Below are 24,745 nucleotides of genomic sequence, written 5' to 3'. Positions count from 1 at the left end.
GCTGTTGTGTGGGCCCCGGCGCCATTCCGCAGTGGAATTAGTGCCATGGAAAACAGCAGCTCAACCAGCCGAAACAGTCAGCTACCGGCGGCCGCGGACATGCTTCGCGACTTCGGCGAGCTGGTTCGCAACGGAAGCGACGTCGGATTTCAGAGCGTCAAGCCGGTCGGTGATGTCTTCGAGCCGTTCTTCGACCCGGTCGATTCGCGACCACAGCGTGTCGGCGAGATCGACCACTGGGTCGTCGATGGCCGGAGGCGTGCGGCCGTGCAGCACTGCGTCCAGGTGCTGCGGGTGCCAACCCAGCGCTGTGGACAGGGATTCCAGGGTTCGAGGGCTCCGCCGGCGCTCCACGAGGTGGTGCTGGACCTCGCGGACGATCGCGAGTGACACGTGCGACCGCTTGGCGAGTTCCTTCTGTTGCAATCCCAGCTCATTCACGCGCTGGTTGATCGCCTTGGCGACTGCCGCCCAATCCTCCGACACGTATTCCTCCGCGCTCCGCCCTCGGCGCTGAGATTAGTCACTGTTTCGCGCGCTGCGGCGTGACACGGCGTTTCACACGCCATTTGCGATCAAGCACGCCTTCACGAGTGCTGATATCAACACTCACGATATTGAAATCATCATTCTCTTAGAAAGGTTATTCCTCATGCGTACTTCTCTGTCTACTTCCGCTCACACGATCCGTGAGACGGCGTGGGTCCTCGGTGTCGACCGTTCCGAGGTCTGCCGGGCCATCCGGCTCGGCAAGCTGCGCACCGAACGTCGGCACGGCCAGGTCGTCATCCCCGTGAGTGCGCTTCTGCCGCTGCTCGCAAGCGCCGGTCCAGGGGTGCTCCGTGACTGACGACCGACTGATCGGCATCGCGTGGTCACTGGACCGCCTGCGTTGGGTGCCGACCGACCAGCTTGCCGAGGTTGTCGAGCGCGACGGCCTGTGCATGTGGGCGTTCACGAACGAACCGCCAGACGCCGGTGAGGAGCTGACCGACCGTGAACTGGCTCAGCGCACTTGTGCCGGGTGCACGGTGCGGGACGAGTGCCTGGAACTGGAGCTGCGGACGGCTGGTGAGGACACCACTGGTGTGTGGGGTGCGCTGACCGATGACGACCGGCGGGAGCTGTACCCGCACTGGCTCCGACGCGGTGACCGTTTCGAGAGGGGGCCGCGTTCATGAACGCTCTCACTCTCACCCCGACTCAAGTCATGGCAGGCGTCGGCGCGCTCCTGGTGCTGGTGCTCGTCTGGCGGATGGCGTCCCGTCGGGCGAAAGCGGCGGCGAGCGCGGCACGCACAGGCGCACGGTTCGTCTCGCTCGCCGGGCGGGTGCTGTTCAACGCCGCGCTGATCGTCGTGGCGCAGTGGATCGTGATCACCCAACGAGGTAGCGGCTGGCTGCTCGTCGCGGTGCTCGCCGTTCCCGCGCTGTTCGCGTCGTACACGCTGACCAAGGCGCTGACCGTGACGACGTACGAGCCGCGTCGCCGAGGCGGTGAACGGCGATGAGCGAGCCGATCGAGCGCGTGGCGGTGCAGGTCGATCGGTTGTGCTGGACCGGCATCCTGCTCGGGCTGGCGTTCACGATGACCAACGTTCAGCAGTTCGCAGCGGCCGGTTCTCCTGTGTGGTCGCTTGCCTGGTGCGCGGCGTGGCTGCTCGACCCGATGGTGTCGCTGGTGCTCCTGGCGATCCTTCGGGCCGAGCAGGTCACCGCCCGGCACGGCGTCCGCATGGGTGGCTGGGTGCGGGCGGCGAAGTGGTTCACGCTCGGCGCGACGTACGTCATGAACACCTGGAGTGCGTACGCGGCCGGATCGGCTGCGCTGGTGGTGCTGCACTCGGTGCCGCCGCTCGTCGTGTTCGTCGCCGCCGAGGCGGTGACCGACCTTCGAGACAAGCTCGGCTCGGCGGTCGCCGCGTTCACGGCAGGGCAGGCGGAACCGCAGGCTCCGCCGAGTCCTCGACGGACAGCGCAGGAGCGGGCGAATCCGAGGACGTCGTTCGCGGACTACCTCGCGATTGCCAGGGCGGCTCGAACACCGGACGTGACGGTCACGCCTGCGTGGGTGCGTGAGGTGACGCAGTGTTCGCGTGGTCTGTCGTCGAGGCTGGCTGCGGCGCTGAACGCTGAGGTGCAGTCGTGAACGGCGAGATGGTGCCGGTGGGACCGGTATTCGAAGGTGAACTCGTCGACGACCAGGCGGACGCGGTTCAACCGCCACCGGCTCATCGCGTCATCGGCTGGTGGCAGCGTTCGCGTTTCGTTCCGGCGGCGTTGAAGTCGAGGCAGGCGCTCGGCTACGCGGCGAAGGACGGGGTCTCGTGGTTGGTCCGGTCGCCGCTCCGCTTCGTCCGAGCGACCTTTCGCGGTCTGGTGGTCGCCGTACGCGGCTGGCGGCGATGGGTGCGAGTGAATGACTACCGCGAGGCTGCGGAGCAGTCGGAGAAGTTGGCGGACAAGTTCGCGGAGATCCGGGGACTGACGTTGTTCCGGTGGAAGGTGACCGGCGTCGTGGTCGCGGTTTCCGTTGTGTCCCTTGCGATCCTCGATCTCGTCTACGGGCATCGGGTGCTGTGGATTGCCGGCGTCGTCGGCTCGGCGGCGTTGGCGATCCTCGGCAGGCAGAAGGACGGCAACCCAGGGCGAAAGGCTGCTCTCGCCGGGCCACGCTCGCTCGCGTGGACGATGGACCCACAGATCTTGGTGGACGCGTTCCGTGACGCGAAGCTGATCGGCAAGGACGAGAGCCTGCGGCTCGTCGAGCGAGCGAAGCACCAGGGCGGGGGATGGGCGGTCACCGTCGATCTCCCCGCCACCCGCAAGGCGGCCGACGTCGTGAAGCATCGGGAAGACCTCGCGTCGGCTCTGGCGGTCGACGAGATCCAACTCAGTGTCGAGCGCGTACGAGGCAACGGCGGGCACGCCGGACGCGTCGCGATGTGGGTTGCCGATGAGGACCCGTACGCCAAGCCGCCGATCCGCACGCCGTTGCTGGCGGTCGAGCGGTGGGACGCGTGGCGGCCGGTGCCGTTCGGCACCGACGCGCGCGGAAGGCGGATCACGCTGCCACTGGTGTGGACATCGCTTCTGATCGGCGCGCTTCCCCGACAGGGCAAGACAATGGCCGAACGACTGGCGGCCGCGGGCTTGATCTTGGACCCGCACGTTCGGCTGTACGTAGCCGACTTCAAGAACGGGAAGGACTGGAAAGCCGCCGAGAAGGTCGCCCATCGGTTCATGGCGGGTGACGACGCCGAACACGTGCTCGCGTTCCTGGACTGGCTCGTCGAGTTGGTCGCCGACGTCCAGAACCGCTACCGGCGGATGCAGGACCTCGACGACGTGACCTGTCCCGAGTCGAAGGTGACGCCGGACATGTCCCGTGATCAGTCGTTGGCCATGCCGATCACGGCGCTCATCGTGGACGAGGTCCACATCGCACTGGAGGACCGAACTCCCGTTGAGGTGCAAGGGAAGAAGCTAACGGCGGGGGAGTACATCGGCGAGCTTCTGACGTGGCTCGCGAAGAAGGCGCCGGCCGCAGGGATCATCCTCGTTCTGGCGACACAGCGACCGGACAGCAAGACCATCCCGACCAAGCTTCGCGCCGTGCTCGGCTCCCGCTTCGCCCTGCGCGTCATGGACTTCCGCGACAGCAACATCATTCTCGGCGAACAGATGAACACGCGCGGATACGACAGCAGCCGTCTACTCCCGTCCCATCGCGGCGTGGGCATCCTGCGGCCAGACGGCGAGACCCAAGCCGGTGCCGACGTGCTCGCGCTGACCGTGCGGACCTACTACATGCCCAACGAGGACTGGCGGGAGATCTGCGAGCGCGGCCGTACCCTGCGGGAGGCCGAAGGGACGCTGAGCGGACACGCGGCAGGGCGGAACGTCCCACCGATGCTCGACCGCTCAGAGGCGGTCAAGGCTATTGGAACCGGCACCGTGGCGAGCCTTGCCGAGGTCGAACTACCCGAACCGCTCGCGTCGGTCGTCGACTACCTCGGCGACGAGGTGAACTCACGAGACTTCGTGCCGACCGCTGAACTCGCCGAGGCGCTCGAAGTCGAGGTGACCGCGCTCGGCGTCGACATGGGCGAGCTGGGTTGTCGGCCGACACGCCAGTACGTCCCGACCGATGAGGGCACCCGACGTGTACGCGGCTACCTGACAGCCGACCTGCGCGCGGCGGTCGAGCGCATCGCTTCCAATGATGAAATCGGCACGTCGGGCGACGCTGCCGGGGTGCGATCGTGATCGCCGACGAGCCGCCGAGCGGCGAACTCAGATTCAACCCACCCGCTGAACTACCTGTCCTCACCAGGGAGGTAAGTCGCATACTGCTAGAAGTACTGATCAGAGTCACCGAGGTCGAGGCGCTCGACGCGCCTCGGGAAGGGAGGGCAGATGACTGTTGAAATCAGTCAAGACCCGTGGGCGGCGTTCGACGACCTGCTCGGCGTCGAGGTCGTCGAAGCGGTCGGCGACGGTATCGGACCGCTCGCGTTCCTCGGTCGGTGTTCAACCGAGGACAACCAAGACCCGGAAACGTCACGGGGCTGGCAGTACGGCAACGCCCACAAGTTCGTCGAACCGTTGGGCGGCGTCATCGTCGAGGAGTTCTTCGACGTCGGTCAGTCGCGTTCGGTGCCGTGGGAGCGGCGGCCGGAAGCGTCACGCCTTTTGGCAGCGCTGAAGGATAAGAACCGAGGCTGGAACGCGGTTGTGGTCGGCGAAGGGACGCGGTGCTGGTTCGGGAACCAGTTCTCGTTGATCGCACCGAAGTTCGCCGCCTACGGCGTGGATCTGTGGGTGCCGGAACTCGGCGGCAAGTTCGACTCGCGGAACCCCTCCCACAAGATGCTCATGAGCGTGCTCGGCGGCATGAGCGAGTCGGAGCGTCAGCACGTGCAGGCACGCGTTCGGGCGGCGATGGATGCTCAGGTCGTCAACGAGGGACGGCATCAGGGCGGACGCGCACCGTATGGGTACACGGTCGTCGACGCCGGACCGCACCCGAACCCGAGGAAGGCGGCAGAGGGTTACCGGCTGCGCGTGCTGGCGATCGACGAGCCGAGCGCGGCGGTCGTACGGCGGATCTTCGCCGAGTACCTGACCGGGGAGATGGGAGACCGAGCCATCGCGAACGGCCTCAACCGAGACGGCATTCCGTGCCCGTCAGCGAGGCGGCCGGACCAGAACCGGCATCGGCTCGCTGACGGGTGGCAGGGCAGCACAGTTCGAGCCATCTTGGAGAACCCGCGCTACACCGGCTTTGCGTTCTTCGGGCGCTGGACGCGTCAAGAGATGCTTCTCGACCCGGAGGACGTCGGCGCGGGTCACGTAGTGCGGTTCCGCAAGGCTGCTCCTGATCGGGTGGTCCGTTCTCGGAAGAAAGCACATCCGACCGTCATCGAGGTCGAGGACTTCGTTCAAGCGCAGTTGCTTCGCCGGTCGCGCGCTGCCGGTGGATTCTCGGCCGGAAAGAAGCTGGTGAGGGGACCAAAGCGGACCAAGCGTGTTTACCCGCTCCGGGGACGCGTGAAGTGCGGTTATTGCAGTCGTCGGATGGAGGGCACACCGCGCGGTCCGAGGACCTACTACCGCTGTGCACTTCGGACGATGGTGCCGGGTTCGCCCGCGTTGAAGGGACACCCGACGAACGTGTACCTGCCCGAGTCTGCGGCGATGGAGCGTTTCAACAAGTGGATTGATCACCTCTTCGATCCGATGAACGTCGACAACACGGTGGCGGCTCTCGTCGCGTCCCAGGACAACGGCGAGACCGGCACGCCGGACCACGCTGCCGCGAGGAAGCGTCTCGCCGACGCGGAAGCGAAGCTGCGACGATTCCAGGACGCGATCGCGGCAGGGATCGACCCGTCCGCACTTGTCGAGGCAATGAACGAGGCACAGGAGAAGCGCGCGGCGGCTCAAGCCGAGCTGAGCGGGGTGCCGAAACGCGTCGGGCGAAGCGCGGCCGAGATCCACGCCATGATTGATTCGCTCGGCGACGTGAAGAAGGTAATCAGGCAGGCAAACCCCGACGAGCTGCAAAGACTGTATGAGGCGCTCAATGTAGAAATCGTCTACAACGCAACGGGCCGGATGCTCGATGCGAGCATCCGGCCCGTTGGTAGGGATAAAGCCAGTGTCCGAGGGGGGACTTGAACCCCCACCCCCTTGCGGGGACTAGCACCTCAAGCTAGCGCGTCTGCCATTCCGCCACCCGGACGTATTCAGTTCTGCCGCGGCTCGCGCCGTGGTGTGTGCATAGATTACATGATCGTCGCCGCACGCCAAAATCGGGGTGCTGCGCGGGTGTTTGCGCTGGTCAGAGCAGGGGTTCAAGCGATGACGTACGTGATGCCACGGTGCGACTCAGCGGGGTGTGTGGGCGGCTGGAGGGTGGGTGGTGGCTGGGCGGGTTAGAGTCGCGGCGTGCGGGAGTTGATCGAGTGGTTGCTCGACTCTGACCCGGCCCTGCGGTGGCAGGTTGAGCGGGACCTGGTGGGTGCGCCGCCGGAGGTTTGGGAGGCCACGCGGGCTCGGGTTGCCGTTGAGGGGTTTGGGGCTCGGCTGCTTGCGGAGCAGGGGGCCGATGGGATGTGGGACGGCGGGGCGTTCTTTCCGCGCGGGTTTCGTGGGGACGAAGGTGGGCAGCCGTGGACGGCTACTACCTGGTCGTTGAACTCCTTGCGGGAGTGGGGGGTGGACGCCGGGGTGCTGCAGGGGACGGTTGAGTTGTTGGAGGCCAACTGTCGGTGGGAGTACCAAGGGCTGCCCTACTGGGGTGGGGAGGTCGACTGCTGCATCAACGCTTGGACGTTGGCCAACGGGGTGTGGCTCGGGGCCGATGTTGACGGGATTGCCCGGTGGTTTGCGCGGCATCAGCTTGAGGACGGTGGGTGGAACTGCGAGTGGGTTGAGGGGGCGAGGAGGTCTTCGTTTCACTCGACGCTCAACGCGCTCAAAGGGCTGCTTGCGCATGGCGGGATGAGTGAGGTCAGGCGGGCCGGTGAGGAGTACCTGCTGGAGCGGGGGCTGTTTCGGCGGTTGTCCACCGGGGAGGTTGTGGGGGAGTGGGTTGGGCAGTTCCGGTCGCCGTTTCGGTGGGGGTACAGCGTGCTCAACGCCGCGGACTACTTTCGGCAGGTTGGGCGGCGGGATCCGCGGATGGCTGAGGCCATTGGGATGATCAGGGCCAAGAGGCAGGCGGACTGGACCTGGTTGCAGGACGGGCGGCATCCTGGGCGGGTGTGGTTCGAGATCGATGTGGCGGAAGGGGAGCCGTCCAAGTGGCTCACCCTGTGTGCCATGCGGGTTCTTCGGTGGTGGGACGAGGGTTAGATCCAGCCTCGGGCTCTGGCTGTGCGGGCTGCCTCGTGGCGGTTGGACGCGCCGGTTTTGCCCACGGCTGAGGAGAGGTAGTTGCGGACTGTGCCTGGGGACAGGGAGGCGCGGCGGGCTATTTCGTCGATCGGGGCGCCCTCGAGGGCCAGTTCCAGGACGTCGGCTTCTCGTGGGGTCAACGGGCTGTCGCCTGCGCTGATGGCTTCGGCGGCTAGGGCCGGGTCGACGTAGCGGCCGCCCGAGTGGACGGTGCGGACCACGGTGGCCAGCACGTCGGACGACACCGTTTTCGGGAGGAAGCCTCGGACGCCTGCTGCCAGGGCTCGTTTCAGGTGGCCTGGGCGGCCGTGGCTGGTGACGATCATCGTGGAGCACGACGGGAGTTCTGACGACAGGGCCCTGGCCACGGAGACGCCGTCGAGGTCGGGCATTTGGAGGTCGATCACGGCCACGTCTGGGTGGACCACGCGGGCCGTGGCCAGGGCTTCTGCGCCCGTGGCGGCTTGGGCCACCACCTGGAGGTCGTCTTCCAGTGACAGCAGGGCCGCCATGGCGCCGCGGATCAGGTGTTCGTCGTCGGCCAGGAGGATGCGGATCACGGGAGCTCCACGGTGAGGACGAAGCGGTGGGGAGCTTCCGGCGCCGCGGTCACTGTGCCTCCCAGGGCCGAGATGCGTTCGTGGAGGCCCTTCAGGCCGCTGCCGAAGCGGAAGTCGGATGATGCCACGCCGTCGTTGGACATGGTGAGCACCTTGCCGCGCAACGTGATTGTGCACGTGCTGGCCTCGCTGTGGCGCAGGACGTTGGTCACGCCTTCGCGGACGGCCCAGCCCAGGGCGGCCGCGGGCTCGTCGGAGACGTCGACCTCGCCGATCACGCGGCAGTCGATGCCCGCGGAGGCCAGGAGGGAACGGGCGCCTGCCAGTTCCACGGAGAGGTCGGCGGTGCGGTAGCCGCTGACCACGGCTCGCAGTTCGTCGAGTGACTCCTGGGCTATGCGGCGCACTTCCAGCATTTCGTCGATGGCCGTGGGGCGGCCGCGGCGGGCCAGCTGGGCGGCCAGGTCCGCTTTCAGGGCCACGGCGGAGAGGTTGCGGCCCACCACGTCGTGCAGGTCGCGGGCGAAGCGGAGGCGTTCTTCGGCCACGGCGAGGCTGGCGCGGACCTCGCGGGAGCGGTCGAGCTCCCAGACCAGGCCCAGCATCCACAGGGTGGTGCGGAAGGCGAAGGCGATGATCAGCAGCATCGCCAAGGTGTAGATCGTGCGGCCCGGTGAGGCGGTCAGGGCCACGTAGGCACCGCCGGCGACGCACGCCAGGACGACCGTGCGGGGGCGGACCACCGCGGACAGGGTCGTGACCGTCAGGATCAGGACGATCAGGGTGATGCCGTCGGCCGGGCCGTCGGGCTTGCCGGGGGTCGGGTGCGGGAACGCGAGCTCGCCGCTGATCAGCAGGACGGTGGTGAAGGCCAGGAAGATCGTCAGCAGCTGTCGCGGGAACGGGGCTTTGCCGAGGTGGTGCTCGATGCCGTAGTGGACCAGCGCGATGCTGAGCGCGAGGTGGCCCAGTGCGGCGACCGAGATCACGGCCAGGGCGGCCGTGCCGACCTCCTCGGCCATGCTGATCAACAGCAGCGGTGGCAGCACCAGGTAGCTCAGGTAGAACGTGGCGCGGACGAACAGGTCGAACCGCGCCGCGTTGCCACGGGACCGCCACCAGCCGAGCAAGCTCACCTCCGAGGGTCCCAGCGGAACCAGCGTCGTACAGCGTAGGTCCCGAGCGCGATCCACACCGCCAGGACGATCAGCGGACGCAGCACGGGGCCATCCGACCAGCCGGCCCGCAGCAGGTCGAGCACCGGGCTCAACGGCAGCAGGCGCAGCACCGTCGCGACGCCGTCCGGCAGCACCGACAGCGGGAAGAACAGGCCCGAGCCGAGCAGGCACGCCACCAGCACCGGCAGCGACGTCACCTGCGCCATCTCCACGGTCCGGGTGAAGGCCGACGACACGGCGGCCAGCAGCGCGAAGACGGTCACGCCGCCGACGACACCGACGACCAGGAACCACGGCCGCGCGGGCAGGGCGACACCCGTTATCACCCCGACGATCACCGCGAACAACGCCATCTGCCCCAAAGCCACCACAACGGACGGCAGGGACGCGCCGAACAGGATCTCCGGATCCGTCAGCTCGCCGACGCGGAGACGTTTAAGGACAAGCTCTTCACGTCGTGCGACGAACGTGGTGACGAGGTTGTAGTAGACCGCCATCAGCAGAACGAAGCCGGTCAGCCCCACGATCAACGGCACGCCGTCCGCGTCCACGGACATCAGCAACGGCACGATCAACACCGGCATCACGAGAGAGTTGAACAGCGCCGTGCGGTTGCGCCAGAACAACTTCAGCTCGGCCTGCCCGACAGCCGTGGCCCTCATGCCGCCTCCTCCGCGATCGCCAGGAACGCCTCCTCGAGCGACGCCGACCGGGCGTCCAAACCGGACAGTTCCACCGAATGGGCATGAGCCCACGCCAGGAGCTCGTGCAACGTCTCCTGCAGATTGTTGGTCCGCACGGTGACCCGCCCCGAACCGTCCTCCGACACCACGACCGGCAGCGGAATCCCCGCGGGCGGCACGAACGAAATGCGAGCGGGATACGCGTCCACGACCTCGGAGACCGTTCCCTGGGCCACGATCCGGCCGCGGTGCATGATCGCCAGCCGATCGGCCAACGCCTGTGCCTCCTCCAGATAATGCGTTGTCAGCAGCACGGTGACGCCCTCGCGCAGAAGTCCGCGAATCAGTTCCCACGTGTTGCGCCGGCTTTCTGGATCGAGTCCGGTCGTCGGCTCGTCCAGGAACAACACCTCGGGCCGTCCGAGCAACGCGAGCGCCAGATCCAGCCGCCGTCGTTCACCGCCGGAGAGCTGCTTCACCCGCACCGAAGCCCGATGTGTCAGGTCAACGAGCGATAACGCTTCATCAACGGGACGCGGGGAAGTCAGCGTCCCTGCCCACATCTTTGTGGCCTCCGTCACGGTGAGATCGGGCGGGAAACCGCCTTCCTGCAGCATCACGCCCACTCGCGGCCGGACGAGAGAGCGCTCCCGGAACGGATCGTGCCCCAGCACCGAAACCGTGCCCTCCGCCGGACGTGAGAGCCCTTCCACAACCTCCACCGTCGAGGTCTTTCCCGCACCGTTCGTGCCGAGCAAAGCGAACATTTCGCCCCGCTCCACATCAAATGAGACGCCCCGCACAGCTTCGAAACCCCCGCTGTACCGGCGCGTCAGCCCCCGTACCTCGATCGCCGTCATAAGCCCACGATCTCGGGAAATGGCACTCGAAGGCAGTGTCGCGACACATCAGAAACCCATGACAGATGTCATGCTCGCCATCTGAGGGGTTTCCCCGCGTCCACTCGCGACGGTCGCGCTCTCACCTAATCTCGCCCCAGTGGCCGACCCGGTCCAGCTTCGCCGCCGCCCGAGCCGGGCGCGGCCACCACCGGGATCCGGCGGGTGGCAGGGGCCCGCCGGATCCCGTCCGAGCCGAGGGGAGTCGTCACGTGCAGGAAGTGCTGCGCGGACGCCACGGGGAGCTCGCCGCGCTGCGGGCCGCGTTCGAGGCCTCCGCCTCACGCGGACGTCTCGCCGTGGTGCGCGGTGAGCCGGGAAGCGGACGCACCACGCTGCTGCGCCAGGCCGCCGCGATGTGGCGGGCCGAAGGCGTGACCGTGGTCAGCCACCGTCCGAGAGCACGCGCCGTCGTGCTGATCGACGACGCGGACCGGCTCCAGGACCCGGTCCTCACGACGACGGCGATGCGCATGCCCGGCTGCCTCGTCGTCGCCGTCTGCCGGGATCACGCCGAGCTGGCCGAGGTCGCGGACGTCATCATCGATTTGTCAACGTTGTCACACGATGTCGTGACCGAGCTGATCACCACACGGGAGCCGCTGGACCACAGCGTGGTCGAGGCCCTGCGAACGGCGCTCGGACCGCTCTACGGCAACCCCGGCACGGTCCTCGCGACCCTCGGCGCGCTTCCCCTGATGTCGGTCGGCGACCGGCTCTTCCTCTCCGGAGACAGGATCAGCCTGCCGCAGGGCCACCCGCTGCTCGAGCACGTCCACGGCCTCGCCCACCGCGTGGCGCTGCTGTGCGTCGTGCGCCGCGGCATCGACGTCACCGACCTGACGCTGCTCAAGGAAGACCTGGACGCCTGCGGTCGCGCACTGGACGAGCTCGTCGAACGCGGCGTGCTCACCGCGGACCTCGAGGTCCTCTGCCCGGCGCTCGCGAACGCGATCATCGACCAGGCCGGCGAGGACGAGGTCCGCCGGATGCACGTCGCCCTCGCCGCCGACACCGCCGATCCCGACCTGGTCGCGCTCGCCGGACCGGACCTCCCCGACGCGCCACGACGGGCCCGCTGGCTCGCCGATCGCGCGCTGGAGATCCAGGCCGGCGATCCGGAACGGGCGGGCCGCTGGCTCGCCGCCGCGGTCAGGATGACCGCCGCCGGGGACAAGCCGTGCGGCCGGCTGTTCTTCCTCACCTTCGCCGTGCTCATCGGCACCGGCCAGGACGAGCTCCTGGCGACCGTTCTGAAGGAGCGGATCGGCGACGACACGAACACCGACGCGGCCGCGATGCTGTTGCTGCTCAACGGCGAACAGCCCGCGGTCACCGGTGGTCCCGCCACGGCGCTCGCGCGGTGGTGGCTCGGCGAACGTCCTGACTGGACGCCGTTGCCGATGAACACGCACGACGAGGAAACGGTCATCACCAACGCCGAGCTGAACGCGATCTACCACGCGTTGCGGTTCGACGCGCAGGCTTGCCGCACGGCACTGAGGTTCGTCCGCGACGACCACGCCAGAGAACGCTTCGACGAGATCGCGGAGGCGGGCACGGCCGGTGACGTCGCCACGGTCCTGGAACTCGTGCTCGGCCATCGGTACCGCACCCCGGATCACGGCCCGTTGAAGCTCTACCAACGCGTGCTCCGCGACTACGCCAACGCCGACTTCACGGCCGCGTTGCAGGGAGTGCGTCAGCTCGAACTCACCAAACGCCCGATGCCCGCCCACCACCACGGCCGCGTGCTCGCCGCCGCCATGCACTCGGCGCGCGGCGAGCACCGGCAGGCCTTCGCGTGGCTCGCCAAGATCAGCCGTGCGGTCCGTTACGCGCCCTTGCGTGCCATGGTCGAGTGCGGCCTGTTGCACCGCGCCGGCGACTCGCAGGCCGCGGTCAACCTCGCCTGGCGCACGCTCCAACGCGCGAAACGGGCGAACGTCAGGCCGGGCGTCGGCAGGCTGATGCTGCTGGCGTTGCAGATCGCGCTGCGCAACGGCGACATGGCCATCGCTCGAACGTTGATGACCGAGATCGCCGAGCTGCACCGGCAGGACGACTGCCGCTGCACGCTGCAGGTCCTGTTGCTGGCCAAGGGTTTGCTCCACGGCGACCCGGCGGAGGCGGCCAGAGGCGCCGACGTCGTGCGGCAGCGAGGTCACCGGCCGGACCTGTTGTGGGCGTGCACGATCCTCGCCCAGTTCTGCGACGACCCCCGGCACGTGGTGCGCGAGCTGCACGCCATCGCGAAGGAGGGCGGGTCGTCGTTCCTGTTGCCCGCCAGGGTTTCCGCGTTGATGCGCAAGTTCGGTGTCAACGCACCGCGCAGGACGGCGACGCCCGGCGGGTTCACCGACACCGAGCTGCGCATCGTGGAGCTCGTGCGCGCCGGGCAGACGAACCGCCAGATCGCCACGGAGCTGGAGGTCAGCGAGAAGGCCGTCGAGCACCACCTGACCCGCCTGTTCCTGCGCACCGGCGTCCGGTCGCGCGTGGAACTGGCGGCCGCGAGCCTGGCAGGCAGGCTCGACGACCGAGGAGCCACCGGATGACGGGAACTCTGAGCCACACCGACAACCTGATCGCCAGAGATGACGCACACACGAGCGTGGTGTGGCCGTTGCTGTCGGGGAGCACGCGGCTGGTGCTGGTCACCGGAGCCGCGGGCATCGGCCGCACCGCCCTGCTCAACGAGGTCCGGGACACGCTCGAACATCAGCGTGTGCGCACAGCAGACGTGCCACTGCTGCGCGCCGACCACAACCGCCCCCAGGCTGTGGTCGCCCGTGTGCGGGAGGAACTGGCCCGCTGGTCGCGGCCACCGGTGCTGTTCCTCGACGACCTGCACCGCCTCAGCCACGACGTGCTGCGCGCTCTTCTGAACGCGTTGCCCCAGATGGCGACCTGTGTCGTCGGTAGCTACCGCACGCCCGTGCGCCCCGACCACACGGATCTCTCCGACGCGCTGAAGGCCAGCGCGCTGACCGAAATCGTGCCGCTCTCGCCGTTGAACCGGGCCGAGGTCAGCCACATGTTCACCCGCCTGCTCAATGTGTCCGGGGACCCCGACCTGGTGCGCACGCTGCACCGGGACAGCCGCGGCGTGCCCGGCCTGATCGATCTCGCGGTCGACGGGTACCTGCGCGGCGGTGCGCTCAGGATCATCGACCGCACCGCCTACCTGGTGGACGAGCCGCGCGGCACCGGCCACCGCCATCCCGCGGTCGAACGGATCCGGCTGCTCGGGCAGGCGGCGTGGCAGACCGCGAAGGCAATGGCGATCCTGCATCCGCTCGGCCCGGCGGCGGAACAGCTGCTCGGCGACACGAGCGCGCTGCCGGAACTGGAGGCCGCCGGCGTGCTGACGAAGCACGACGACGGCTGGCGGTTCCGCGCCCCTGTGCTCGCCAACGCGCTCGCGGCCAGTCTCGGCCCGTATGAGCGCCACGACCTCGGATGGCGCGCCGTGAGCGCGATCTGGGAGGGCAGGGCGTTCTGCGCGGACCCCGGTTACCTCCCGGACCGGTTGATCGACGCCGGCGGGTTCGCCGACGCGGAGAAAGCAGCCACGCAGCTGCTCGCCGCCGGTCGTGCCGCCGTGCTGCGCGACCCGGCCGCCCGGCGCTGGCTGCGCGCGGCCGCCGGCCGGGCGACCAACCCGGCGCAACGCGCGGAGGCGCTGTTCATGCACGCCGTCGCCTGCGCCGCCCACAACGACTTCATCTCCGCGATGGCCAGTGTGGACGCCGCACTCGAGCTGCCGGACGAGTTCACCGCGCACGAAACGCAGGAGCTGCACCTGATCCGGCTCGTCGGCATGTGCGCGTCGGGGGACAGGGCCGCACTGCGCAAGGTCGCCGACAGCAGTTGGCGCTCGCTTCCCGGTGGCACGGCGGCGCGATTCATCGGCCGTGCGGTGGCCATGTGCTACACGGACCGTTGGGACGAAGCGGCGACGTTGCTCGCCAGCACGCGGACCATGTGGCGGCTGGGCAACGCGGCGACCGTGACGTTCGGCGAGATCTTCGGCATGAGCTCGGCGCTGGTGTCCGGGCGGATGGCCGAGTTCGAGCGCGTCATCAACGATCCGGGCGTGTGCCCGCTCTACTCGGTGGACCGGCACCGGCCGTCGTTGCGGGCCGCGATGGCGCGGTGCCTGATGCTGATCGGGGAGTCGAAGCGCGCCGAGCGGATGCTCGCGGACCAGCCGCGGCAAGCCGCCGACCTCGCGTTGCTGGAAGTCGCCGAGGGGCGGTGGGACGACGCGCTCGGGCACGCCCGCAAAGCACTCGTCACCGGGTCGACCCTCGGCCAGGTCGCGGCGCACACGGCGCTGGCACGCGACCTGGCCACGATGCTCATCACGCGCGCGAAACTGACCCGTGCGCGCGAGGTCATCGCCGACGCGCGCGCAGGACAGAACGTGTTGGCACACCTGCTGGACGTGCCGGAATCGGACCTCGAACTGGTGCTGGGCGCACGGGACAAGAGCCGTCAGGTGCTGCAGCGCGGGCTCGCGTTCACCGCGCAGCACGCGATCGTCATGGGCACGGACGAGCTGGAACTGCGGCTCGCGATGATGTCGCTGGAGGACGGCGACCGGGAGGACGCCGAGTTCCGGGTCGAACGGCTGGCGGACATCGCCGGGACCATGGACACCGGCCGCGCGCACCGCAACCACCTGCTGGCCCGCGCGGTGACCTGGCACGACAGGTCCGCGGCCGCCGAGGTGCGCAGGCTCGTCGCCGAACGCGACCAGCCCCACGAGACCGCGCTGACGTTGACCGCGTTGGCCTCGCACGGACTCGGCGACGCGCGGACGATGCTGGAGGCCTACGAGCTGTTCGGCACCATGGACGCGTTGCTGCCCAGGGCTGTCCTGCGGCACCTCATGCGCGAGCACGGCGTCGTGGTGCCGGGCCGTGCGGCGACGACGGCCGAACAGGAACGGCTGCTCGCCTCGCTCGTCGCGGAGGGACTGACGAACCGCGAGCTGGCCGGCGTGCTCAGGACCACGGAGAAGAGCGTCGAGGCGAAGCTGACCCGGCTTTTCCAGCGCACCGGCTACCGGTCACGGGTCGAGCTCGCCACCGCGATGCTCACGGGCGAATACCACTGAGGAACCGCGCCACCGGCCACACGCCGTCGGAGGTGTTGCCGAGCACCGTGCGCGTGATTCCGGAATCGGGCTCGTGCACGGTCTTGAACGACACCCCGGCATCCCACCCAACCAGCTGCACCTGGCTGGTCGACCCGTGCAACCAGAACCCGAGCCCGTAGCGCAACGACTCCTCCGGCACCTCGCTGTGCGGTCTCACCATCTCGGCGACCCACCTCCGCGACACGATCCGCCCGTCGAAGAACGCCCGCCAGAACGTGCTGACGTCGGCCGCCGTGGTGTAGATCCCGCCGTCGCCACCGCCGCGGATCGGCAGGTGGAACACGTTGGTCCGCCACTCGCCGTCGATCGGCAGATACCCGACGGCGGTGCGTTCGCCGAGGGAGTCCGACCGCAGGAACTCGGTGTCGGCGAGGCCAGCCGGCTCGCACACCCGGTGCCGCACCAGGTCGTGGTACCCGACGCCGCTCGCCCGTTCCGCGATCAGGGCGAGCACGACGTAACCGCCGTTGTTGTAGGCGAACGCGGTGCCGGGCGGGAACTTCTGCGGGTAGCCGTCGAGGATCGGCACGTACTGCTCGATGTCGAGGAGGTTCTGCACGGGCACCGGCAGGACGTAGGCGTTGATGTCGGTGATGACCTCTTCGTCGAAGTAGTCGCCGATGCCGGACCGGTGTGCCAGCAAATGCCCGACGGTGACCCGGTCGTCGATCAGCGGGAGGTCGTCGCCGAGCAGGTCCCGGACCTTCGTGCCGAAGCTCAGCGTGCCGTCCTCGATCAGGCTCACCACTGCCAGCGCGGTGAAACCCTTGCAGCCGCTGGCGATCGCGAACCTCGTGTCGACGGTGTTCGCGATGCCGTAGCCCCGATGAGCCAGTCCGTAGGCCTTCTCGAACACCTGCCCGTCTTGCTCCACGCGGACCACGCCCGAGAAGCCCGCGGCGCGGGCGACTTCGTCCAGCTCGTCTTCCATGCGACGACCGTGGCACGGCCGCCGCCCGGAACGCGCGCGAATTTCCGTCACGGGTGATAGCGCCCGGCGATCTCGGTGATCTCCCCGCGCCAGGTGGAGTCGTGCGGCGCGTCCGGGGTGCAGCCGGTCGCGGTGCGGATCACCGCCTTGACGCCGTGATCGGCTCGGTGGTTGCGCGGCCTGTAATATCACGATCGTGCTAAAAACTTGGGGGAACGGATGACGCCAGGACTGGTGGCCGCGCTGGCCGGGCTGGCGCTGCTGGACTCGACGAGCATCGGGACGCTGTTCATCCCGATCTGGCTGATGCTCACGCCGGGGCGCCTGAGGCTCAGCAGGTTCGGCGTGTACCTCGGCACGATCACGATCTTCTACTTCGTGGTCGGCGTGCTGATCGTGCTCGGCGCCTCGCAGGTGGTCGACCACCTCGACGGCAAGGTCGCGTTGTGGATCCAGCTGGTGATCGGCGTGTTCCTGTTCGCGATCAGCTTCCGGTTCGACAGCAAGAAGAAGGTCAACACGGGGAAGTGGCAGAACCGGCTCAACGCCAACGGGTCGGCCGCCGCCCTCGCGGGCATCGCCGTGCTGGCGGGCGTCGTCGAGCTCGCGACGATGCTGCCGTACCTGGGCGCGATCGGCATGATGAGCGCCGCGGACCTCGGCCCTGCCCAGATCGGGCTGCTGCTTGCCGGGTACTGCCTGGTCATGATCGTGCCGGCGGTGCTGCTCCTCGGCGGCAGGCTCGCCCTCAGGAGCCGGATCGAACCGTTCCTCACCCGCATCAGCACGTGGTTCGCGGAGAAGGGCGCGAGCACGACCGGCTGGATCCTCGGCATCGCGGGATTTCTGGTGGCACGCGATGCCGTCGCACGGCTGTTCTTCCTGTGAACCACTTGGTCCAGTTGGCTGAACGACCGCGTTTCGTTTTCGTCCTACACTCGCGAGGATGACTCAGCTGGACGATCCACGCAGATCGGTCCCGCGGGAGCTGGCACCGTTGCTCCGAATGGAAGTCGCCCCCGTCTCGGTGAGCATTTTCGAAGCGATCGAGAAATCGATTCCCGAATACAGCCAGTTCAGGGACAACGTCGTCGACGGTATTCGACAGGCGCTGGTGAAGTTCGTCGACAGGATCGCCGATCCGGATTCCGCCGGCGATCCGCACGACGACATCCACCGCAAGCTGGGAGCGTGGGAGTTCAAGTCCGGGCGCAGCCTGGACAGCCTGCAGGCGGCGTACCGGATCGGTGCGCGGGTGGCGTGGCGGCACGTGTGCGCGTTCGCCGAACGGCGCGAGCTGTCGCTGCACCTCATGTCCGTGCTGGGCGAGGCGATGATCGCCCACGTCGACGAGCTCGTCAGCTTGTCGGTCGAGGGGTACGCGGCCGCGCAGGCGAGCGCGGCGGGAACGCTGGAACGCAAGCGGCGCAAGCTGATGGAGCTGCTGGTCGGCGATCCGGCGAGCAACTGGCAGGCGGTGCTCGACGCGGCGCAGGCGGCGGCCTGGCCGATGCCCGACCGACTGTGCGCGGTAGCGCTTGAGCCGTCTGCCGCACCGGCCGACGACCTGCCGCCGGACGTGCTGGTCAACTTCGAGGACGCGACGCCGTACCTGCTGGTGCCGAACCCGGCGGCGGTCTCGCGGTGGGTCCGCGGGGCGTTGCCGGGCTGGCGGGCCGCGGTCGGGGTGCCGGTCGCGCCCGCCGACGCGCGCAAGTCGCTGGCCTGCGCCCGCCGGGTGCTGGCGCTCGCGAAGGAGAAGGTCCTGCCGGACCGGCCCGTGCTCGACTGCGCCGATCATCTGGTCGAGCTGACCGTGCTGGCGGACGAGGTCCTGGCCCGGCAGCTGGCCGAACGGGCGCTGGCGCCGCTGGCCCCGCTGACCGACCGGCAGCGCACGAAGCTCGCCGAAACGTTGCTCGTCTGGCTGTCGGCACGCGGCGGCGCGCCCGAGGTGGCCGCCCGGCTGCAGGTGCACCCGCAGACGGTTCGCTACCGGGTGAACCAATTGGACGAACTGTTCGGCGACCGAATGCACGACGCCGAGGAGCGGTTCACGCTCGAGCTCGCGCTGCGCGCCCACTATTTATTGGATCGGGACTGATAAATCGCTTCCGGTCAATTCGTACGCGAGTGACAAAAGCGGGTTTTCTCTTGCATTGCGGAATGCCTCGTGACTACTTTACTCACGAGTAAAGCAACACCGCCTTCTTGCAGTTCAATGTCGTACTGATGGAGGTCCCTGCAGATGAAGACCGGACTTTTCGCACGCGCCGCTGCCTGCGTTCTGGCTACCGGAGCGCTGAGCGTGGCGACGGCCGGCACCAGTTCGGCCGCGACCGCCGAGCTGAACATCACCTACTCCTGCAACTTCTCGATCATCGGTGCGCAGGACATGCCGACCACGGTCAGCTCCGCGGACCTGCCCGACTCGGCCACGGTCGGTGTGCCCACCGCCGAGTCCCACACCACGGTCAAGAGCACGGTGTCGGAGGACGCCACCACCACGCTGAACTGGCTCGGTGCGAAGTCGGTCGACGGCACGATGACCAGCAACGTGCCGGTGACCAACGGCAGCGCCACCCAGACGCTGACGTCGGTGTCGACCATTCCGTACACCCCGGTTCCCTCCGGCGGCACGTTCGACGTCACGGCGACCGGCACGTTTCCGGCGATGACGCTCGCCAACGCCGGCACGGCCACGATCTCGCTCGGCAACGCGACGCTGAAGCTCACGCCGCGCCAGGCGGACGGCTCTCCGACGTGGCTCGGCACCATCACGGTCCCGTGCACGGTCAAGGCCGGTCAGAACACCGCCTTCTACACCTTCCCGGTGGCTTGATCGGTCCCGTGATGGGATTGGCGGCATGGAGCTCCAACAGCTGGTGGACCGCATTGCCGCCGAGGTCACGCCGGGTGGCGCAGTAGCCGACTACATCCCGGCACTGGCCAGGATCGACCCGCACGCCTTCGGCCTCGCCGTCGCGACACTGGACGGCGAGGTCTTCGGCGCGGGGGACTACCGCACACCGTTCTCCATCCAGAGCATCTCCAAGGCGTTCATGCTGGCTCTGGCCCTGGCGCAGAACGACGACGTCTGGTCCCGCGTCGGCCGCGAGCCGTCCGGATCGCCGTTCAACTCGCTGGTCCAGCTGGAGACCGAGCAGGGCATCCCACGCAACCCGTTCATCAACGCCGGCGCGCTCGTCGTCACCGACCACCTCGGCTTCGGCGCCTCCGACCGGCTGCTCGAGTTCCTGCGGCAGGAGAGCGGCAATCCCTCGCTGGACGTGGATCCGGAGGTCGCGAAGTCCGAGCTCGACCACTCCGACCGCAACCGCGCGCTCGCGCACTTCATGGCCTCCTACGGCAACATCCGCAACTCCGTCGACGTCGTGCTGCACGAGTACGTCCGCCAGTGCTCGATCGCGATGAGCTGCGCCGACCTCGCACGGTCGACGCTCTTCCTGGCACGCCACGGCGTCCGCAACGACGGCACGCGCCTGCTGGGCGTGAGGGGCGCGAAGCGGGTCAACGCCGTGATGCTCACCTGCGGCACCTACGACGCGGCCGGCCAGTTCGCCTACCGGGTCGGCCTGCCCGGCAAGAGCGGTGTCGGCGGCGGGATCATCGCCGTCGTCCCGGGGAAGTGCGCGATCTGCGTCTGGAGCCCGGCATTGGACGCGCGCGGCAACTCCGTCGCCGGGGTCGACGCGCTGGACCAATTCACCACTCTCACGGGGTGGTCTGTCTTCTGACTGGTGGTAGGAAGACGGGGTGAGCACATTGGGGAACGCACTGGCACTGGCAGAGGACGAGGCGGTCACCCTGGTCAGCGAGCTGATCAGGATCGACACCACGAACACGGGTGATCCCGCGACGCTGGTGGGCGAGCGCAAGGCCGCCGAGTGGGTGGCCGAGAAGCTGTCCGAGGCCGGGTACGAGACCACCTACGTCGAGTCGGGCGCGAAGGGCCGCGGCAACGTGATCGCGCGGCTGGCCGGTGCGGATCCCGGTCGTGGCGCGCTGCTGGTGCACGGTCACCTCGACGTCGTGCCCGCCGACGCCTCCGAGTGGTCGGTGCACCCGTTCTCCGGTGCCGTGCAGGACGGCTACGTGTGGGGACGCGGCGCGGTCGACATGAAGGACATGTGCGGCATGACGCTCGCCCTCGCCCGGCACTTCAAGCGGGAAGGAGTGGTGCCGCCGCGCGACATCGTGTTCGCGTTCCTCGCCGACGAGGAGGCCGGTGGTCTCTTCGGCGCGAAGTGGCTGGTGGAGAACCGGCCAGAGCTGTTCGAGGGCGTCACCGAGGCGATCAGCGAGGTCGGCGGGTTCTCGATCACGCTCAAGGACGACGTTCGCGCCTACCTCGTGGAGACCGCAGAGAAGGGCATCCGCTGGCTGAAGCTGCGGGTCAAGGGGACCGCGGGCCACGGCAGCATGATCCACCGCGACAACGCGGTCGCGAAGCTCGCCGCCGCCGTCACGAGGCTGGACCAGCACCAGTGGCCGGTGATCATCCGGCCGTCGGTGCGCGAGTTCCTCGACGGCGTCAGCGAGATCACCGGGCTCGACTTCCCGGACGACGACATCGAGGGCTCGATCGGCAAGCTCGGCGCCCTGTCGCGGATGATCGGCGCGACGATCCGCGACACCGCCAACCCGACCATGCTGTCGGCGGGCTACAAGGCGAACGTGATCCCGTCGACGGCGGAGGCGACCGTCGACTGCCGGATCCTGCCCGGCCGCGAGGAGGCGTTCGACCGCGAGCTCGCCGAGCTGCTCGGCCCGGACGTCGAACGCGAGTGGATCGGCCTGCCGCCGGTGGAGACGACGTTCGACGGCGCCCTGGTCGACGCGATGACGGCGTCGATCATCGCCGAGGACCCCGGCGCCCGCGTGCTGCCGTACATGCTCTCCGGCGGCACCGACGCCAAGTCGTTCCAGCAGCTCGGCATCCGCAACTTCGGCTTCGCCCCGCTGAAGCTCCCGGCGGACCTCGACTTCTCCGGGCTCTTCCACGGCGTGGACGAGCGCGTGCCGGTGGACGCGCTGAAGTTCGGCGTCCGGGTTCTCGACCGTTTCCTGCGCAACAGCTGAGGAGAGTGTTTTGTCCACTGTGGACTTGACCGGTCAGGTCGCGTTGGTCACCGGCGGTGCGGGCGGAATCGGCGCCGCCGTCGTGCGACGCCTCGCGAAGCTCGGCGCACGGGTGGCGGTGGTGGACCTCGACGCGGCCGGGGCGCAACGCGTCGCCTCCTCCGCCGGCGGCATCGCGATCGCCGGTGACGTCACGGATCCCGCGGTGATGCCGTCGGTCGTCGAGCAGGTCGAGAAGGAGCTCGGACGGCTCGACGTCGTGCACCTCAACGCCGGTGTCGGCGGCGGGCAGGCCGGTGTGGACGACGCGCTGGACGTGGAGCGGTACCGGAAGCTGGTCGGGGTCAACGTCGACCACGTCGTGTTCGGGCTCTGCGCCGCCGTGCCCGCGTTGCGGCGCCAGGGCGGCGGCAAGATCGTGATCACCGCGTCGCTGGCCGGACTCGCCGCCATGCCGGCGGATCCGTTGTACACGCTGACCAAGCACGCGGTCGTCGGCTACGCGCGGGCTGCCGGGCGGGCGCTGGCCGACGACGGGATCGTCGTCACCGCGCTGTGTCCCGGGTTCGTGGACACGCTGCTGCTCGGTGCCGCGAAGGAGGAGTTCGACGCCGTCGAGTTCCCGTTGCTGACGCCGGACGACATCGCGGAGGCGGTGCAGGAGGTGCTCGCGGAAGGAGCACCGGGGGAGGCCTGGATCATCCAGCCGGGCGGGCAGGCCTCTGCCTACAAGTTCCGCGGCGTGCCGGGCGTGGGCGGCGGCCAGCTCCCGCCCGATGTGGTGCTCGGAAGGGTCTAGACCGTGTCCTTTCGCCGTGTTGTCTCGTTAGGACGAACAGACGACACGGCGAAAGGAATCCGATGGTGCGGCTGGAGGACGGGACCGAGCTCAACGTGGTGCGCACGGGCGACCCCGATGCATCGGTGACGGTCGTGCTGGCGCACGGCTACGCGCTCGACCACCGCAGCTGGCACAAGGTCGTGGCGGCGCTGAGCCAGGACTTCCAGGTCATCGCCTACGACCACCGCGGGCACGGCAAGTCGGCCGCGGCCACCAAGGAGACCGCGACGATCGAGCAGCTCGGCGACGATCTGGGGGAGCTGATCGAGCGCGCGGTGCCGCAGGGGCAGGTCGTGATCGCCGGGCACTCGATGGGCGGCATGGCGGCGCTGGCGATGGCCGAGCGCAGGCCGCGGCTCTTCCGGCAGCGGGTGCTGGGCAACGTGTTCGTGTCCACGGCGGCGAGCGGGCGCAGTGAGACGTCGCTCGCGTGGCCGAAGGCGGTGGGGAAGCTCGTCAGGGAGCTGGAACGGGCGTTCGGGCCGATCGTGCGGGCCGTGCGGGAGAAGATCGAGCCCACCAAGACCGCGGGACTGCGGTGGTGGCTCTTCGGGGACCAGCCGAACGACGAGGACGTCGAGCTGACCGCGGACATGGTGTGGGGGCAGTGGCCGGAGACCGTGGCGCTGTTCCGGCCCGCGGTGGACCGGTACGACCGCGAGGCAGGGCTGACCGTGGCCAAGGAGAAGGCGGTCGTCGCCGTCGTGGGGGACGAGGACCGGCTCGTGCCGGAGACGGACGCGGTGAAGTTCGGTGGTACCTCGGTCGTTCTGGCCGATGCCGGACATATGCTTCCCCTGGAGCGGCCGGACGAACTCGCCAACCTGATTCGTGAGGTGGCCGCCAAGGCATAGCTGGGGGGCTGGTGCTGAAGTACCTGGAACCGCGGACGGACGTGCCCGCGAAGGACGACTGGTCCACCGGCCTCATCCTGCAGGAGCTCGGGCTCGTGCGGCGCACGCTGTCGATCATCGCGCTGGTGGCGCTCGCCGGGCTCGTGGGCTGCCTGTTCCTGCCCATGGAGGTCGGCAACATCGCGGCGATCGTGGTGTTGTCGCTGTTCTTGTTGTTGGGTGCGATCGGCCCGGTGATGCACCGGGTCGAGACCCTGCCGGTGCGCAGGGGACTGCTGGAAGAGCCGTGGCGGCAGTGCCCGGCGACCGTGGTGAACCACCCCGACGACAAGTACGCCGTCTACGTCCAGCTGCCCGACGGGGTCGTGCTCGAGAGCTTCATGGGCGACGACCTGCGGGACGTCGTACGCGACCGGGGCGAGATCTTCCTCTGCGGACCGAACGCGAACGGCAAGGCGGTGGTGCGGGTCGCGGGCCTCGCCGACACGGCGAACGCCAAGGTGACCCGGCCTGCCGAGTTCGTGGCCGAGGAGCCGGCGGAACCGCACGAGATCGGCCGTCCGCTGGACGACCCGGCTGTCCTCAAGGCCTTCTCCGGCGTGGTGGCGGGCACCCGCTCGACGCTGGGCGCCACCATCCCCGCGGCGATCGGCGTGGTGATCGTGCTGATGAGCCTGTGGCCGATCGCCCCGGCCGGGCTCGTCGTCGGCGGACTGGTCGTGGTCCTCTCCCTGCTCATGCTGCCGTCGCTGATCGAGCTGAGCCGCTGGTACCGCGACGCGGTCAAGGGGCTGCACGCCGCGCAGCGCTGGATCTCGGTGCCGATCACGCTCTTCCCGTGGAAGCCGGGCTCGGTCGTGGCCGGCCTCGCGACCATGGAGGGCGGACGGCTCGCGCTCGTCCAGTTCGTCGACCCGACCCTGCACGTCATCGCGAACATCGCCGACACGGGCACCATGTGGATCGCGGGCGTGCACGGTGACGTGATCGCGGTGGGCCTGCCCCGGCTCCCGGTGCTGACGATCGCGGCGATCCAGCCGGACAGCGACACGCCGCGCGAGGCTCCGGTCCCGTGGATCCAGCGTCTGCGCCAGCCGGACTTCAGCGGCCTGCCGCGCTAGGGGAG

Annotated in this window: 23 protein-coding genes and 1 tRNA gene; 17 read left to right on the top strand and 7 right to left on the bottom strand. The window is 68.7% G+C overall.

The window, feature by feature from the left end:
• Window positions 1-81 precede the first annotated feature (81 nt).
• The gene (locus IEZ09_RS01580) at window positions 82-486 is read right to left on the bottom strand and encodes an XRE family transcriptional regulator (protein WP_189251686.1); all 405 of its coding nucleotides are present in this window, start codon (window positions 484-486) and stop codon (window positions 82-84) included.
• 166 nt (window positions 487-652) lie between these two features.
• Here IEZ09_RS01580 and IEZ09_RS01575 point away from each other — a divergent pair, with 166 nt between their 5' ends.
• The 6 genes from IEZ09_RS01575 to IEZ09_RS01550 all read left to right on the top strand — a co-directional run bounded on the left by IEZ09_RS01575 (window position 653) and on the right by IEZ09_RS01550 (window position 6,182).
• Window positions 653-850: a helix-turn-helix domain-containing protein gene (locus tag IEZ09_RS01575; protein ID WP_189251685.1), complete on the top strand. Its 198-nt coding sequence runs from the start codon at window positions 653-655 to the stop codon at window positions 848-850.
• Window positions 843-1,181 (top strand): WhiB family transcriptional regulator, encoded by a 339-nt coding sequence (locus tag IEZ09_RS01570; protein ID WP_229812154.1) that lies wholly within the window; start codon window positions 843-845, stop codon window positions 1,179-1,181. The genes IEZ09_RS01575 and IEZ09_RS01570 overlap by 8 nt, the downstream gene beginning before the upstream one ends.
• Window positions 1,178-1,510: a hypothetical protein gene (locus tag IEZ09_RS01565; protein ID WP_189251684.1), complete on the top strand. Its 333-nt coding sequence runs from the start codon at window positions 1,178-1,180 to the stop codon at window positions 1,508-1,510. Before IEZ09_RS01570 ends, IEZ09_RS01565 begins: the two co-directional genes overlap by 4 nt.
• The gene (locus tag IEZ09_RS01560; protein WP_189251683.1) at window positions 1,507-2,148 is read left to right on the top strand and encodes a hypothetical protein; all 642 of its coding nucleotides are present in this window, start codon (window positions 1,507-1,509) and stop codon (window positions 2,146-2,148) included. The genes IEZ09_RS01565 and IEZ09_RS01560 overlap by 4 nt, the downstream gene beginning before the upstream one ends.
• Window positions 2,149-2,156: 8 nt before the next feature.
• A complete protein-coding gene (locus IEZ09_RS01555) occupies window positions 2,157-4,268 on the top strand; it encodes an FtsK/SpoIIIE domain-containing protein (RefSeq protein WP_189252177.1) in 2,112 nt (703 codons plus the stop codon).
• 150 nt (window positions 4,269-4,418) lie between these two features.
• Window positions 4,419-6,182, top strand: coding sequence for a recombinase family protein (locus IEZ09_RS01550; protein WP_189251682.1), 1,764 nt, complete (start codon window positions 4,419-4,421; stop codon window positions 6,180-6,182).
• Here IEZ09_RS01550 and IEZ09_RS01545 read toward each other — a convergent pair.
• Window positions 6,164-6,246, bottom strand: a tRNA-Leu gene (locus IEZ09_RS01545). The two genes, IEZ09_RS01550 and IEZ09_RS01545, sit on opposite strands and share 19 nt — an antisense overlap.
• A gap of 206 nt (window positions 6,247-6,452) precedes the next feature.
• On the opposite strand from IEZ09_RS01545, the gene IEZ09_RS01540 reads away from it, so the two are divergent.
• Complete coding sequence (locus IEZ09_RS01540; protein WP_440590316.1) at window positions 6,453-7,361, top strand: prenyltransferase/squalene oxidase repeat-containing protein; 909 nt, start codon at window positions 6,453-6,455, stop codon at window positions 7,359-7,361.
• Here IEZ09_RS01540 and IEZ09_RS01535 read toward each other — a convergent pair.
• The 4 genes from IEZ09_RS01535 to IEZ09_RS01520 are packed head-to-tail and all read right to left on the bottom strand — an operon-like array spanning window position 7,358 to window position 10,684.
• Window positions 7,358-7,963: a response regulator transcription factor gene (locus tag IEZ09_RS01535; protein WP_189251681.1), complete on the bottom strand. Its 606-nt coding sequence runs from the start codon at window positions 7,961-7,963 to the stop codon at window positions 7,358-7,360. The two genes, IEZ09_RS01540 and IEZ09_RS01535, sit on opposite strands and share 4 nt — an antisense overlap.
• On the bottom strand, window positions 7,960-9,099 hold the full coding sequence (locus tag IEZ09_RS01530) for a sensor histidine kinase (protein ID WP_229812153.1): 1,140 nt from the start codon (window positions 9,097-9,099) through the stop codon (window positions 7,960-7,962). Before IEZ09_RS01530 ends, IEZ09_RS01535 begins: the two co-directional genes overlap by 4 nt.
• Window positions 9,096-9,803, bottom strand: coding sequence for an ABC transporter permease (locus IEZ09_RS01525; protein WP_189251680.1), 708 nt, complete (start codon window positions 9,801-9,803; stop codon window positions 9,096-9,098). Before IEZ09_RS01525 ends, IEZ09_RS01530 begins: the two co-directional genes overlap by 4 nt.
• The gene (locus tag IEZ09_RS01520; RefSeq protein WP_189251679.1) at window positions 9,800-10,684 is read right to left on the bottom strand and encodes an ABC transporter ATP-binding protein; all 885 of its coding nucleotides are present in this window, start codon (window positions 10,682-10,684) and stop codon (window positions 9,800-9,802) included. The genes IEZ09_RS01525 and IEZ09_RS01520 overlap by 4 nt, the downstream gene beginning before the upstream one ends.
• A gap of 251 nt (window positions 10,685-10,935) precedes the next feature.
• On the opposite strand from IEZ09_RS01520, the gene IEZ09_RS01515 reads away from it, so the two are divergent.
• On the top strand, window positions 10,936-13,281 hold the full coding sequence (locus IEZ09_RS01515) for a helix-turn-helix transcriptional regulator (RefSeq protein ID WP_229812151.1): 2,346 nt from the start codon (window positions 10,936-10,938) through the stop codon (window positions 13,279-13,281).
• Entirely contained in the window at window positions 13,278-15,848 is a 2,571-nt protein-coding gene (locus IEZ09_RS01510) for a LuxR C-terminal-related transcriptional regulator (RefSeq protein ID WP_189251678.1), read from the top strand. The genes IEZ09_RS01515 and IEZ09_RS01510 overlap by 4 nt, the downstream gene beginning before the upstream one ends.
• Here the strand turns inward: IEZ09_RS01510 and IEZ09_RS01505 are convergent.
• Window positions 15,829-16,821 carry a serine hydrolase domain-containing protein gene (locus tag IEZ09_RS01505; RefSeq protein WP_189251677.1) on the bottom strand — a complete coding sequence of 331 codons (993 nt, stop codon included), beginning with the start codon at window positions 16,819-16,821 and terminating at the stop codon, window positions 15,829-15,831. The genes IEZ09_RS01510 and IEZ09_RS01505 overlap by 20 nt on opposite strands.
• Window positions 16,822-17,040: 219 nt before the next feature.
• Between IEZ09_RS01505 and IEZ09_RS01500 the strand changes: the two genes are divergently transcribed.
• From IEZ09_RS01500 to IEZ09_RS01465, 8 genes are all read left to right on the top strand, one after another.
• Window positions 17,041-17,709, top strand: coding sequence for a GAP family protein (locus IEZ09_RS01500; protein WP_189251676.1), 669 nt, complete (start codon window positions 17,041-17,043; stop codon window positions 17,707-17,709).
• A gap of 58 nt (window positions 17,710-17,767) precedes the next feature.
• Window positions 17,768-18,925 carry a PucR family transcriptional regulator gene (locus IEZ09_RS01495; RefSeq protein WP_189251675.1) on the top strand — a complete coding sequence of 386 codons (1,158 nt, stop codon included), beginning with the start codon at window positions 17,768-17,770 and terminating at the stop codon, window positions 18,923-18,925.
• A 144-nt stretch (window positions 18,926-19,069) separates the two neighbouring features.
• Entirely contained in the window at window positions 19,070-19,663 is a 594-nt protein-coding gene (locus tag IEZ09_RS01490) for a DUF6801 domain-containing protein (protein ID WP_189251674.1), read from the top strand.
• Between the two features lie 25 nt (window positions 19,664-19,688).
• Window positions 19,689-20,579 (top strand): glutaminase, encoded by an 891-nt coding sequence (locus IEZ09_RS01485; RefSeq protein ID WP_189251673.1) that lies wholly within the window; start codon window positions 19,689-19,691, stop codon window positions 20,577-20,579.
• A gap of 28 nt (window positions 20,580-20,607) precedes the next feature.
• On the top strand, window positions 20,608-21,924 hold the full coding sequence (locus IEZ09_RS01480; protein ID WP_189251672.1) for a M20/M25/M40 family metallo-hydrolase: 1,317 nt from the start codon (window positions 20,608-20,610) through the stop codon (window positions 21,922-21,924).
• A 19-nt stretch (window positions 21,925-21,943) separates the two neighbouring features.
• On the top strand, window positions 21,944-22,723 hold the full coding sequence (locus IEZ09_RS01475) for an SDR family oxidoreductase (protein WP_229812222.1): 780 nt from the start codon (window positions 21,944-21,946) through the stop codon (window positions 22,721-22,723).
• Window positions 22,724-22,785: 62 nt separating this feature from the next.
• The gene (locus IEZ09_RS01470) at window positions 22,786-23,619 is read left to right on the top strand and encodes an alpha/beta fold hydrolase (protein ID WP_189251670.1); all 834 of its coding nucleotides are present in this window, start codon (window positions 22,786-22,788) and stop codon (window positions 23,617-23,619) included.
• An 11-nt stretch (window positions 23,620-23,630) separates the two neighbouring features.
• Window positions 23,631-24,740: a hypothetical protein gene (locus IEZ09_RS01465; RefSeq protein ID WP_189251669.1), complete on the top strand. Its 1,110-nt coding sequence runs from the start codon at window positions 23,631-23,633 to the stop codon at window positions 24,738-24,740.
• Window positions 24,741-24,745 lie beyond the last annotated feature (5 nt).

It is taken from the genome of Lentzea flava, assembly GCF_014648475.1.
Classification (GTDB): Bacteria; Actinomycetota; Actinomycetes; order Mycobacteriales; family Pseudonocardiaceae; genus Lentzea; species Lentzea flava.
Note: the sequence above shows the minus strand (reverse complement) of the source record. Positions and strands in the feature narration are given on the sequence as shown.